The 11,411-nt window shown below is 68.3% G+C and carries 13 protein-coding genes and 1 tRNA gene; 3 read left to right on the top strand and 11 right to left on the bottom strand.

What is annotated here, in order from left to right; genetic code table 11:
- Positions 1-2: 2 nt before the first annotated feature.
- The 6 genes from LTH93_RS09850 to LTH93_RS09825 form a co-directional block, all read right to left on the bottom strand.
- Positions 3-989 (bottom strand): carbohydrate kinase family protein, encoded by a 987-nt coding sequence (locus LTH93_RS09850; RefSeq protein ID WP_241465609.1) that lies wholly within the window; start codon positions 987-989, stop codon positions 3-5.
- Between the two features lie 28 nt (positions 990-1,017).
- Entirely contained in the window at positions 1,018-2,271 is a 1,254-nt protein-coding gene (moeB, locus tag LTH93_RS09845; protein WP_241470854.1) for a molybdopterin-synthase adenylyltransferase MoeB, read from the bottom strand.
- Positions 2,272-2,286: 15 nt separating this feature from the next.
- Entirely contained in the window at positions 2,287-3,096 is an 810-nt protein-coding gene (locus LTH93_RS09840) for a thiazole synthase (RefSeq protein WP_241470853.1), read from the bottom strand.
- A gap of 12 nt (positions 3,097-3,108) precedes the next feature.
- Complete coding sequence (gene thiS / locus LTH93_RS09835; RefSeq protein WP_241470852.1) at positions 3,109-3,348, bottom strand: sulfur carrier protein ThiS; 240 nt, start codon at positions 3,346-3,348, stop codon at positions 3,109-3,111.
- Between the two features lie 118 nt (positions 3,349-3,466).
- Positions 3,467-4,708, bottom strand: coding sequence for a glycine oxidase ThiO (gene thiO, locus LTH93_RS09830; RefSeq protein ID WP_241470851.1), 1,242 nt, complete (start codon positions 4,706-4,708; stop codon positions 3,467-3,469).
- A gap of 2 nt (positions 4,709-4,710) precedes the next feature.
- Positions 4,711-4,781 (bottom strand) — tRNA-Gly (locus tag LTH93_RS09825).
- 200 nt (positions 4,782-4,981) lie between these two features.
- Here LTH93_RS09825 and LTH93_RS09820 point away from each other — a divergent pair.
- The 3 genes from LTH93_RS09820 (at position 4,982) to thiE (ending at position 7,198) form a co-directional block, all read left to right on the top strand.
- Positions 4,982-5,593, top strand: coding sequence for a malonic semialdehyde reductase (locus LTH93_RS09820; protein ID WP_241470850.1), 612 nt, complete (start codon positions 4,982-4,984; stop codon positions 5,591-5,593).
- A 158-nt stretch (positions 5,594-5,751) separates the two neighbouring features.
- Positions 5,752-6,306 (top strand): type 1 glutamine amidotransferase domain-containing protein, encoded by a 555-nt coding sequence (locus LTH93_RS09815; protein ID WP_241470849.1) that lies wholly within the window; start codon positions 5,752-5,754, stop codon positions 6,304-6,306.
- A 181-nt stretch (positions 6,307-6,487) separates the two neighbouring features.
- Positions 6,488-7,198, top strand: a complete 711-nt coding sequence (thiE, locus tag LTH93_RS09810; protein WP_241470848.1) for a thiamine phosphate synthase — start codon at positions 6,488-6,490, stop codon at positions 7,196-7,198.
- On the opposite strand, the gene LTH93_RS09805 is transcribed toward thiE, so the two are convergent.
- The 5 genes from LTH93_RS09805 to LTH93_RS09785 all read right to left on the bottom strand — a co-directional run bounded on the left by LTH93_RS09805 (position 7,095) and on the right by LTH93_RS09785 (position 11,334).
- Complete coding sequence (locus LTH93_RS09805; RefSeq protein ID WP_241470847.1) at positions 7,095-8,027, bottom strand: LysR substrate-binding domain-containing protein; 933 nt, start codon at positions 8,025-8,027, stop codon at positions 7,095-7,097. The two genes, thiE and LTH93_RS09805, sit on opposite strands and share 104 nt — an antisense overlap.
- A gap of 9 nt (positions 8,028-8,036) precedes the next feature.
- Complete coding sequence (locus LTH93_RS09800) at positions 8,037-9,035, bottom strand: heme-dependent oxidative N-demethylase family protein (protein WP_241470846.1); 999 nt, start codon at positions 9,033-9,035, stop codon at positions 8,037-8,039.
- The gene (locus tag LTH93_RS09795; RefSeq protein WP_241470845.1) at positions 9,032-9,967 is read right to left on the bottom strand and encodes a PDR/VanB family oxidoreductase; all 936 of its coding nucleotides are present in this window, start codon (positions 9,965-9,967) and stop codon (positions 9,032-9,034) included. Before LTH93_RS09795 ends, LTH93_RS09800 begins: the two co-directional genes overlap by 4 nt.
- Positions 9,964-10,509, bottom strand: coding sequence for a dimethylamine monooxygenase subunit DmmA family protein (locus LTH93_RS09790; RefSeq protein WP_241470844.1), 546 nt, complete (start codon positions 10,507-10,509; stop codon positions 9,964-9,966). Before LTH93_RS09790 ends, LTH93_RS09795 begins: the two co-directional genes overlap by 4 nt.
- A 99-nt stretch (positions 10,510-10,608) precedes the next feature.
- Complete coding sequence (locus LTH93_RS09785) at positions 10,609-11,334, bottom strand: dienelactone hydrolase family protein (protein ID WP_241470843.1); 726 nt, start codon at positions 11,332-11,334, stop codon at positions 10,609-10,611.
- Positions 11,335-11,411 lie beyond the last annotated feature (77 nt).

Raw genomic sequence — 11,411 nt, 5'->3', positions numbered from 1 at the left:
GATCAGCTCTTGAGAGCCTGGGTGAGCTCATCCGCAGTGGGAGGCTGGGCGCCGAAGCGGGAGGAGTTGATCGCCGCGGCCCGGGCGGCGGTGCGCAGCACGGTGGCGAGCTGGTCGGTGCTGATCTCGCGCAGCGCTGCCCGCCGGGAGGCACCGAGCAGGTTCATCCCGCGCAGCGTGGAAAGCGTGGCGGCCATGAAGGAGTCTCCGGCGCCGACCGTGTCAGCGACCTCGATGGAGAAGGCCTCCTGCTCGGCGAAGCCTGCGCGGGTCAGCCCCATCGCCCCGGAGGGTCCTCGGGTGACGATGACCAGGGCGGGACCCAGTTGCAGCCAGGCCTCCATGGTCTCGCGGTGGCTGCGCTCGGGGTAGAGCAGATCCAGATCGTCGGTGGAGGCCTGGATGACGTCGGCGCGGGCGATGAACTCCTCGGCCTGCAGGCGGGCTTCCTCGCGGTTGGGCACCAGAGTGGGGCGGTAGTTCGGGTCATAGGAGATGGTCGCGACCCCCCGCGCCCGGTCCAGCACCCCCTTGACCGTCTCGGCGCCGGGCTGGAGCATGGCCCCGATCGAACCGGCGTGGAGGTGCTCCAGCGGGCCGGTGTCGTCGCCGTTCTGGGCGGCGGGCTTGGTCTCCCGGGCCAGGGCACAGAACTTCTCTTCCAGCTCGTCAGCGCTGGGAAGCGTCCAGTCCAGGGTGAATTCGTAGCTGGCCTGTCCGGTGGGGTCCAGGGTGGCGCGCGCCACGGAAGTCGGGGAGGCGTCGGCCTCCAGCAGGGCGGTGATGCCCTGGGCGCGCAGACTGCGCGCGATCATCCGTCCATAGTCGTCGTCTCCGCGGCGACCGGCGAAGACCACGTCGTGCTCAAGCCGGGCCAGTCCCACCGCGACATTGAACGGCGAACCTCCGACGTGCGCTTTGGGGGCAGATGTCTCCGAATGGACGACATCTACCAGGCATTCTCCGATGACCGCCAGGTATGCACTCACACTACTAAACTACCGCACCCAAGAAAGCTCAGAGCTGTTTGTAAAGCTCATAGCCTCCGATGAGGTTGCGCAGCTCCGCCTCCGGGTGGCGCTGGCGCAGGACTTCAAGGGCCTGGCGGGAGCGGACCCCTATCTTGCAATAGAGCACCACCGGCTTTCCGGTGACGTCGTCGAGACCGGAGACCCCGGCGTCGTCGTGCCAGAGATCCCCCAGCGGGATGTTCACCGCGCCTTCGATGGTGCCCATCTGGTGCTCCCACGGCTCCCGGACATCGACGATGCCGCCGATCGCTCCGGCCTCCAGGAGCTCACGCAGCTGTTTGGGGGTCAGCTCATCGTCGAGCTTGGGGTCCCCGGTGAAGGGATTGAAGTCGAGATCGTCGACGGCGGCCGGCTCGGCTGCCGGTTCCGGTTCAGACTGCCCGGTGGCGGACTCGGTCGCGGGCGCCGCAGCGTTCGGGGCGGCCGCCGCGGCGGGGGCGTCGGCGCTGAACCCGCCCAGTCCGGCGACATCGGCGCCGATGCTGGTCACCGGCACCCGCTCGGGATCGGGGTGCAGGCCTATCTCGCGGAAGCTGGCGGTGAGCGCGTCATAGATCAGCACCCGTCCCAGCAGGGTCTCACCGATGCCGGTGAGGAACTTGATGGTCTCGGTGGCCATGATGGATCCGATCACCCCGGGCAGCACCCCGAGCACCCCGGCCTGGGCGCAGGTGGGGACCTCGCCGGCGTCGGGAGCCTCGGGGTAGAGGTCGCGGTAGGCGGGTCCGTGGCCGGCCCAGAAGAGGCTGACCTGTCCGGCGAAGCGCAGGATCGACCCGGAGACCATCGGCTTGTCGGCGATCTCGCAGGCGTCGGCGACCACGTAGCGGGTGGCGAAGTTGTCCGAGCCGTCCACCACGATGTCCGCGTCGGCGATCAGCTCCAGCGCGTTGGCGGCGGTGATCGGTGCGCGGTGTTCGTGGATGACCACCTCGGGGTGCAGCCCGCGCATCACCGCGGCGGCGGAGGCGGTCTTGGGCTCCCCGATGCTGGACTCGGAGTGGATCACCTGGCGGTGCAGGTTGGAGCGGTCCACCACATCGTGATCGATCACATCGATGGTGCCCACCCCGGCGGCGGCCAGGTAGGTCAGGATCGGTGCGCCCAGCCCGCCTGCGCCGATGACCACCACGCGGGAGTTCAGCAGCTTCGCCTGAGCCTCGATGCCGAAGCCGTCCAGGGAGAAGTGCCGCTGGAACCGCTCCATCTGGGAGCGGGAGAACTGGGAGAGATCATTCATCGTGGGGGAGGTTCCTCAGGTGAGTTCGTCGATGGGGGAGATCCGGCCGTCAAAAGCGGAGGAGGCCTGGGCATGTTGCCGGCGCGGGATCCTCCCCGCCCGGGCGGAGAGGTAGCCGGCGTGCACGGCCATTCGCATCGCGGTGGCCATCTCGGTGGGGCGCTGGGCGCGGGTCACCGCGGAGGCGACCAGCACGGCGTCGCAGCCGAGCTCCATGGCCAGGGCGGCTTCGGAGGCGCTGCCGATGCCGGCGTCGAGGACCACCGGGATGCCGGCCCGGGAGGTGATGAGTTCGATGTTGTGCCGGTTCAAGATGCCCAGCCCGGTGCCGATGGGCGCACCCAGCGGCATGACCGCGGCCGCTCCGGCCTGTTCCAGGCGCAGTGCGACGGCGGGGTCATCGGAGGTGTAGACCATCGGGATGAATCCGCGGTCGGCGAGCTGCTCGGTGGCCTCGAGGGTCTCGATGACGTCCGGGAGCAGGGTGTGTTCATCGGCGATGACCTCGACCTTGATCAGGTTGGTCTCGAGCGCCTCGCGGGCCAGCTCGGCGGTGAGCACCGTGTCCTTGACCGTGTAGCAGCCTGCCGTGTTGGGCAGGATGTCGATACCGAGCCGCTCCAGCATCGAGAACACCGAGGTCTTGGTCTCGGGGCTGTACCGGCGCATGGCCACGGTAGTCAGCGTGGTGCCCGAGGCCAGCAGGGCGCGTTCGAGCGCGTCGAGGTCGGTGATGCCGCCGGTGCCCATGATCAGGCGGTTGGTCAGCGTGTAGTCACCGACTTCGAGGGCGGGAAGGTCTGCTGCGCGCAGTGGTGTGTTCATAGGGCTCTCTTCTCAGCCGCCTTGGACTGCGGTGACGATCTCGATGTCTTCGCCACCGGTCAGGGTGGTCGCGGACCAGCGGCTGCGCGGGACGACGGCGGCGTCGAGTGCGACGGCGACGCCGAGCCTTCCGCCGTCGGCGGGGGTGCCGTCGGGGTTGAGGCTGCGCCCGGTGGTCTGCGCGACGGCGTCCACCACGGTGGCGTCCTCAGGCAGCGTCACGGGTTCTTCATTGATGCGGACGGTGAGCATGGTTCTCCACGTCATCAGGTGCGGGTGGTCTTGGCACAACACGGCACGGGCCGGGTGTGTTCCTGGTCCGATCCAGGACTCGGGCCCGCGCGGCGCGGGCCGTGACCAGTCTAGTGAGTCAGTCTCGGTGCCGGGTCAGCCGCATGCGGCTAAGCAGCTGCTGATCTTCTGCGCTGAGCTCGGGTGTGGGGTCCGACGATGCAGGTCCCAACAGTGCAGGTTTCACCAGTGCGGCGCCGAGCCGGGCGGCCAGCGGGGCCAGCAGGATGCCGTGGCGGGAGTAGCCGGTGGAGACCACCAGTCCGGGGCGCAGCTCCCCGAGGAAGGGCCGCTCGTCGGGAGTGCCGGGGCGGGCCCGGGTGGTGATCTCGGTGAGCTCCATGTCCTTGACCCCGGGCAGCACGGCGACGGCGTCGGTGAGCAGCTCCTGGACGGAGCCGGCGTGGGTGCCGGCCAGGCTGTCTTCGCGGGAGGAGGCTCCGATCACCAGTCCCCCGTCGGCGCGCGGGACCAGGTAGACCGAGCGGCCGTTGACCTTGGCCCGGACGGTGGCATCGAGGACATGGGATTCCCCGCGCATGAGCTGAGCCGCGTTGACCTGCAGGCGCAGCACATCGCCGTGGATCGGGCGCAGTTCCAGCGGGCAGGTCTCAGGCAGTCCGGCGATCTCGGAGTAGCCGAGTCCGGGCACCAGCAGCACCGAGTGGAACGGGTGCGCCGCGCCGTCGTCGGTGGTGAGGATGAACCGTTGACCGGGTGCCTCTTGCTCGTCGGGCGCCTCTTCGACGGAAGTGACCGTGGCGGTGTTCCAGCGGGCGGGAGCTCCGGCTCCGGGGAACTGACGCGGGTCCAGGTCTGCCTCCAGCGCGGCCCGGGTGGCGGCGACGAGTTGGCGCGGGTCGATCTGATGATCGCTGGGGACGTCCCAGCCCTTGGAGAGTCCGGGGGCGAGGCCCGGCTCGCGACGTCGCAGGGTGGAGCTGGTCAGCGCGCTGACCTCCATGCCGTGCTCACGCTGGAGAACAGCCAGCTCCGCGACGGCGTCGCGGTCGGAGCGGTCGGCGGCGATGAGCAGCGTGCCGTTCTCGCGGTACCCGGTTGGCACCGAGGTGGCGCGGGAGAGCGTGGAGAGGAACTGCGGGTACTCGGACCGGGAGGCGGTCATGATCGGCCAGAGATCATCCTGGCCGTATTGGACCTCGCTGATCGGGGCGAGCATTCCGGCGGCGGCGTAGGAGGCGTCCTGGGCGATGCTCGGGGCGATGACGGTGACGTCATGGCCGGTCAGACGCAGCTGCCAGGCGGTCAACAGCCCGATCACGCCGGCGCCGATGACTGCGGTGTTCGCCCTGGTGTTCACAGAGCGGGCGACGGGAATCGAACCCGCGTCGTCTGCTTGGGAAGCAGAAGCTTTGCCATTAAGCTACGCCCGCATTATGGCCTGGTGAAGCCAGGCTTCGACATTACCAGGTGCACCGGGGTCACGGGCGCCGTCGCCGGAGATCCCGTTGCTCAGATGAGGAAGAGGCGGGATGGAGCGGCGGAGGGAAGAACCTCCAAGCCTTCGGCGTTGGTGTTGATAGTGCCGCAACCGGCACCTTCAAGCGCACACCGACGAGCACGAGGAGCCCCCATGCCCACGGCGACTGCAGCAGTGGACCGCGAGACCATGCATCAACTCTTCGAAGGCCGCCACACCACGAACCTCTTCTCCGAGGGCGCGGTCGACCTGGCGCTGATCCACCAGGCCTACGAGGACGCCCGCTGGGCTCCGACCTCCATGAACTGCCAGCCGATGCGCCTGACCGTGCTGAACCCCGGGAAACGGCGCGACGCCGTCGTCGAGCATTTCAAGGGGGACAACGGCAAGAAGACCTCCGCGGCACCGATGACCGTGGTCCTCGCCTATGACCCGAACTGGCATGAGCACATGCCCACGCTCTATCCCCAGGTGGAGGGGCTGCGGGAGAAGTTCGCCGAGCGAGTCGAGTTCCGCGAGAAGATGGGGCGCGACAACGCGTTCCTGCAGGCCGGGTACTTCATCGTGGCGCTGCGCGCGCACGGCCTCGACGTCGGACCGATGGCCGGACTCGACGCACCTGGGGTCGACGCCGAAGTCCACGCGGAGACCGGCTGGAAGACCCTGATGGTGCTGAACGTGGGCCACGGCCCCAGCACCGACGACGACGCGCAGTACCCGCGCGGAGAGCGCTTCGACTTCGCCCAGATCTCCCAGGTCCTCTGACCTTCGTCCCGCGGGCGCCCCTGGTCTCGCGAGCACCTCCGATCTTCAGCTCGCGTGCAGGAGGTGCGATGGCACCGACCAGCGCCACCGGCTAGATTCGACAGGCGCAGAAGGCCCTCACGGGCCTGACATGACCACCGATACCAAGGAGCATCACCATGGCCGAGAACTCACCACAGATCACCGGCAAGACCATCGCGCTGCTGGTCACCGACGGCGTCGAGCTGCCCGAGCTCACCGAGCCGATCGCCGCCATCAAGGCTGCCGGCGGGACCGCGAAGATCGTCTCCCCCAACGAGAAATCCCTCCAGGCGATGGAGGGCGACTGGAACCACTCCGATCACTTCGACGTCGACGTCCAGCTCGGCTCCGCCTCGGCCGGGGACTACGACGGGCTGATCCTGCCCGGCGGCACCCTGAACGCTGACAGCCTGCGGATCGACGATGCTGCCAAGAAGTTCGTCTCCGCATTCTTCGCTGCCGAGAAGCCGGTGGCCGCGATCTGCCACGGCCCCTGGATCCTCACCGAAATCGACCAGGTCAAGGGCCGTCGAGTCACGAGCTTCCCGTCCCTGAAGACTGACCTGACGAACTCGGGTGCCGAATGGGTGGACGAGTCCGCCGTCGTCAGCGATGGCTTGGTCACGTCCCGGACCCCCGATGATCTGGATGACTTCAACCACGCGTTCCTGACGCTGGTCGCGAAGGGCTGAACAGGCCACGCCGGCCGAAAGGCTGACGGCTGACGAGCATTGCGGCCAGGACCAGAGATGGGTCCTGGCCGCTTCTGTCTGCGCTGGCGCTCCGCGGAGGCCGGAGCCATGTCGTTCACCAATCCCAAGGCCACAGCCCCAGGGGGTGCCCTAATGTGGAGATATGGATGAGACTGAGACCATGGCACACACCCCACACCCCTCCCACCTGGGCCATCTGCGCCGGGATCGCCTGGTCTCGGCCAGGCTCTACGTCTGCACCGACCTCCAGCGATTCATCACCCGGCCCGAGGCGGGGCCGGTGGATGAGCTGGACTTCGACGCGCTGTACGACTTCTTCGTCGCGGCCTACACCGGAGGTGTGGACATCATCCAGATCCGGGACAAGGGTGTCGCGGTGCAGACGGAGATCGCCGCGCTGACCCTGCTGCGCCAGGTCGCCAATGAGCACGGCGGACTCTCGGCCGCGAACGATCGGGCCGACGTCGCGGCGATCACCGGGGTCGACGTCTTCCACGTCGGCCAGGACGACCTGACCACTGAAGAGGCCCGGATGATCTTGGGCGACGACGTCGTCATCGGCCGGTCCTGCCAGACCTGGGAGCAGGTGCGTGAAGCTGACTCCGACATCGGCCTGGACTACTACTGCACCGGTCCGATCTGGGAGACCCCGACCAAACCGGACCGCGCCGCTGTCGGACTAAAGCTGGCGGCACAGGCGGCGAGCCTGGAGAGCTCGAAGGTCTTCTTCGCCATCGGCGGGATCAATGAGGCCAACATCGGCGAGGTCACCGCGGCCGGCGCCGACCGCGTGGTGGTTGTCCGCGCCGTGACCCAGGCTTCGGACCCGGCCGCGAGCGCCCGGGCGCTGCGCGAGCAGCTGCCCGCTTAGGGGTCGACTTCGACCTCGGGTCGGACTTCGCCTCAGGCTTCGAGGCAGAGTTCGACCCGGACTTCGCCTCAGGCTTCGAGGCAGAGTTCGACCCGGACTTCGCCTCGACGCCGGTGCTGATCTCGCTGCGGCCGCTGCCGGGCTTCCGGCCGCGCGCCACTCCGATGAACTCCTGGATCACCGGGCCGTCGGCTTCGCGGAGCCAGGCCAGGCCCACGTCATAACCTGGGAGGCCCTCGACCTCGCGGATGACGATGTCTCGGCGGGCGAGCATCCGTGCCACCGAGTTCGGAAGGATCACCAGTCCGGCACCCGAGGCGACGACCTCCAAGGCCATCCTCTCCCCCGCGGCGAGATCGACGCCCAGCTTGGGCGTGTGGATGTCATCTGCGGCGAGCTGCTCCGGATCTGCCGGCTGATGCTCCTCGGGTTCTTCTGACTCCGGCGCTGACTGCTCTGAAGTGGACGGGTCTGGAGCTGACGTGTCTGAACCGGGCTCGGGGAGCATCTCGGCCGGGTCGAAGAACGGCTCTGCGGCGATCTCATCCCAGGTCACCGAGGTCTCGGCGGCGGCCACCCAGTGATCGCGGGAGGCGCAGACCACCGGGGCCTCGCGGTAGAGCCACACCCGGTGCAGGTCATCCCCGGTGGGGGCTTGCGCGTCCTCGGGGAACCGGATGTATCCGACGTCGACCGTGCCGGCGCGCAGTCGCTCCAACTGACCCGCCTCGTCGAAGCGGTCCACGCTCAGGGCGAAGTCGGGGTACCGCTCACGCCAGCGCGTCACCCATTTGTCCGGCGTCGCGCCCGGTATGGCTCCCAGTCTCATCGGGTCAGTCTACGGAGCCTCGGACTTTCGGGCCGCCAGCCAGTCCACCGCACGATCGCGGTAGGCGAGGAAGCCCTTGTAGTCGGCCATGTCCTCAGGGAGCTCGGCGAGAACTGCCATCAGCCTGTCCCGCCAGGGCTCCACCTCCGCGACCGCCTCCAGGGGGAGCAGGTAGGTGCGGATCAAGAACATGACACACCCGGATTCGGGGAGCCGCACCAGATGCTGAACCTCCACCCGCAGGTGCACCTCGGCGCCGAAGGTCGCGTCGTCGACGCTGAGCACCCTTCCTCTCTCAGGCCCCCAGTCGGGATACGTCTCGGTGGACAGATCCAGGCGCCGCCCTACGGAGAGCGACCAGTTGGTCCGGCGATAGGGGGCGTCCGGCTGCAGACGCATGAGGAACTTCTGGGCTCGGGCGATGACCCCGGTGTCGTGGACCCGCGGCACCGGCCCGTGGATCTCGATGAAGCTCATCCCCAGGTCGAAGCCGAAGGACCAGTTCGACGCGAAGGAGACCAGTCCCGCATCCACGAAGAGCTGACCCTCGCGCTGGTCCAACAGGACGATGTCCTCCTGCACCTGGTCGCCGATGAATGCCAGCGGCTCCTGCGGCAGCGTGCTGGGGTCCCCGTAGACGAACCGCTGTTCGATGCCCCTGCGCCGGTTGGTCCACAGGAACGTCCCGGCTTCACGGTCCAGACGCATCGTGTCCGGGTAGGCGAGGGTCAGCTCCTGCATCAGGGTCAGCATGGCGTCCCACGCGGCGGGACGCATATGCGGCAGCACCTGCATCCGCGAGGGGTCGCTGCTGAGAATGGCCCTTCGCTCAGCGAGCTCGGCGGCGTATCCACTGTCGATGTGCACCACGGCGTCTCCCCATCGGCCTGCCGGCGTCTGCACCGACTGACGCGCTGGTTCCAGGTTGGTGGAGTATCGGTACGTGTCACCGGCAAAAGGGAAGGGAAAAGTGCGGACCAGATCCCTGGCGACCGTATCAGCGCTCACAGCGGCACTTCGAGACGGTCAGATGCGGCTCGGGAGACGCAGCACATCAGCGAATCGTTGGCGGCCCGCTCCTCGTCCTCCAGGTATTGGTCGCGGTGCAGCGGGATCCCAGCGGTGACGTCGATCCGGCATTCCCCGCAGAATCCCTGCCGACAGAGGTTCGGCACCGCGAGTCCCTGGTCTTCGAGCTCCTCCAAGAGGCTCCGACCCGGAGCCACCGTGATGACCTTCTGCGAGACGCTGAGGGCGACGTCGAAAGACTTCCCCGGGTCCAGCACGTCAGCACCGAAGCGTTCGGTGTGCACCCGCTCGAGCGGCCAGCCTCGTCGTGCTGCCACCTCGCGGACCGCGTCCATGAAGGTCGCCGGCCCGCAGCAATACAGATGGGTTCCGATGGGCTGGCGCTGCAGGCACAGTTCAAGATCGGCGCGGAACTGGACGCGGTCGGTGAAGCTGCGCAGTGACCCAGGAGCGAGGTTGCGCAGCTCCTCCAGGTGGACTCCGTGACCGGGTCGATGCATGTAGCGGACCTCCACCGCGTGGCCCCAGCGGACGGCCGCCCGCAGATGCGAGAGGATCGGGGTGACTCCGATGCCCGCGGCGACCAGCAGGTGCTTGCTGGCCTTCTGCATCGGGGGGAACAGCGAACGCGGCGGTCGGGCAAGGACCGTGTCTCCCGGGCGGCGCTCATGCAGCCACCTCGAGCCTCCCTCGGCAGACCCGGTGCGGAGCACCGAGATCGTGTAGGCGTCCGGCATCTGGGAGTCCCCGTGCAGGGAATAGGCGTTGACCGAGGGTCCACATTCAAGGATCAGGTGGCTGCCCGGGGTGAATGACGGAAGCCAGCCACGATCTGGACGCGCCAGCGTGAGCGTGCGCACCTCTGGGGAGTCGTCCACCACGTCGGTGACCTCCAGGGCAAAGGTGCTCATGCCGGCTCTCTCCTCGCCTCGAGCCGCTGTTCCACGTCGTGCTTGGAGCCGAGGAGGCTGCCTCTCAGAGGCGAGAGATGATGATGGACGACCAGGGTCTCCGAGCAGCCATGACAGGCGATGAGCTGGGCCGGCCGCGCCGTGGTGAGCGTCGTCGCCGCACAGTGGGCGCAGCTGACTTCAATGCGATCCACGTCTGTGGTGCTCACGATGATCTCCGCTCCGAGCAGTCCTGCCTGCAACGCCAGGGAGCGGGCGCGCAGGACGTCCGCCAGCGGTCCCACGATCATCAACCTCCACCCGACGACGGCGCGCTGAAGCTCCTCACCCATGATGAGCTGCTCCTGGGCGCTGTCTCCCGTTGCCAGGGCGACGATGCGGTGTTCTATGCCGAGGTCGGTGAGTTCGCTGCTCCACCCTGCGGCGAGCGACGACGACCCGTAGGTGAGGATCGTGCATGAGGCGGCTGCCGGGTCCACTGGCTGCGCGGCAGGCGCACGCGCCCACGCGGGAATGCTCGTATGGTCCAGGACCGACGCCATCTGTCCTCCCATGTGACAGAGAGTGAGTTCCGTAGCGGACACGATACCTTCCCCCGGGTGGCCCTGCCGAGGCTGCGGACGCGGGAGGAGCGCTGGGGCTCAGACCACCTTCTCTGCGAGGAACTCCACCGCACGGTCCCAGGCGAGCTGCGCCTGCTCTGGATCGTAGGTGCCGGCGGCGTTGGTGTCGTTGTGGAACGCGTGGCCGGCGTCGTAGTAGAAGTAGGTGACCTCGGCGCCGGACTCGGCGCGGATCTGCTGCGCCTGCTCGCGGGCCCGCTCCACCGGGCAGCTGTCATCGTGTTCGGCGTAATGGCCCTGCACCGCGGCGGTGACCCCGACGTAGCTCTTCGGCACGCCCTGGCCCACTCCGTAGAACGGCACCGCGGCGGAGACCCTGTCCCCCTGCTGGGCGGCCAGGGCGAGCACGAACCCGCCGCCCATGCAGAAGCCGATGGCGCCGACCGAGGCGGAGGTGACCGCATCCAGCCCCAACAGGTGATCGGTGGCGCCGGCGAGCAGTCTGGCGCCCTCCTCGGCAGGCAGCTTCGACATCATCTCCCTGGCCTCGACCCCGTCGTGGGTGATCGACCCGCCGTAGAGGTCCGGGGCCAGTGCGACGAAGCCGGAGGCCGCGAGCCGGTCGGTGACGTCCTTGATGTGATCGGTGAGTCCCCACCACTCCTGGATCACGATCACCCCGGGCCCGGAGCCGCTCTCGGTCAGCGCCAGGTAGCCGTGCCCGGTCTGCTCACCGGTCTGCTCACCGGTGCCGGTTCCGTTGAGGGAGAAGATGGTGTTCTGGTGCGGGGTCGGTTCGCTCATGGTCTGACTGTAGCGAACCCGCAGAACCGACGAACGCACAGAACCGCCGCCCGGCCCAGTGGGTCGAGCGGCGGTTC

The sequence above is a fragment of the Nesterenkonia sp. DZ6 genome (assembly GCF_022565835.1).
GTDB lineage: Bacteria > Actinomycetota > Actinomycetes > Actinomycetales > Micrococcaceae > Nesterenkonia.
The sequence above is the reverse complement of the archived record's forward strand: the minus strand, read 5'-3'. Positions and strand labels throughout refer to the sequence as shown.

Excerpts from the sequence above, each read along its gene's own strand:
- LTH93_RS09805 (WP_241470847.1), bottom strand. The coding sequence starts at position 8,027 with ATGAGACTGGGAGCCATACCGGGCGCGACGCCGGACAAATGGGTGACG.
- moeB (WP_241470854.1), bottom strand. The coding sequence starts at position 2,271 with ATGAATGATCTCTCCCAGTTCTCCCGCTCCCAGATGGAGCGGTTCCAG.
- thiS (WP_241470852.1), bottom strand. The coding sequence starts at position 3,348 with ATGCTCACCGTCCGCATCAATGAAGAACCCGTGACGCTGCCTGAGGAC.
- thiE (WP_241470848.1), top strand. The coding sequence starts at position 6,488 with ATGGCACACACCCCACACCCCTCCCACCTGGGCCATCTGCGCCGGGAT.
- LTH93_RS09840 (WP_241470853.1), bottom strand. The coding sequence starts at position 3,096 with ATGAACACACCACTGCGCGCAGCAGACCTTCCCGCCCTCGAAGTCGGT.
- LTH93_RS09815 (WP_241470849.1), top strand. The coding sequence starts at position 5,752 with ATGGCCGAGAACTCACCACAGATCACCGGCAAGACCATCGCGCTGCTG.
- LTH93_RS09785 (WP_241470843.1), bottom strand. The coding sequence starts at position 11,334 with ATGAGCGAACCGACCCCGCACCAGAACACCATCTTCTCCCTCAACGGA.
- LTH93_RS09820 (WP_241470850.1), top strand. The coding sequence starts at position 4,982 with ATGCCCACGGCGACTGCAGCAGTGGACCGCGAGACCATGCATCAACTC.
- LTH93_RS09795 (WP_241470845.1), bottom strand. The coding sequence starts at position 9,967 with ATGAGCACCTTTGCCCTGGAGGTCACCGACGTGGTGGACGACTCCCCA.
- LTH93_RS09790 (WP_241470844.1), bottom strand. The coding sequence starts at position 10,509 with ATGGCGTCGGTCCTGGACCATACGAGCATTCCCGCGTGGGCGCGTGCG.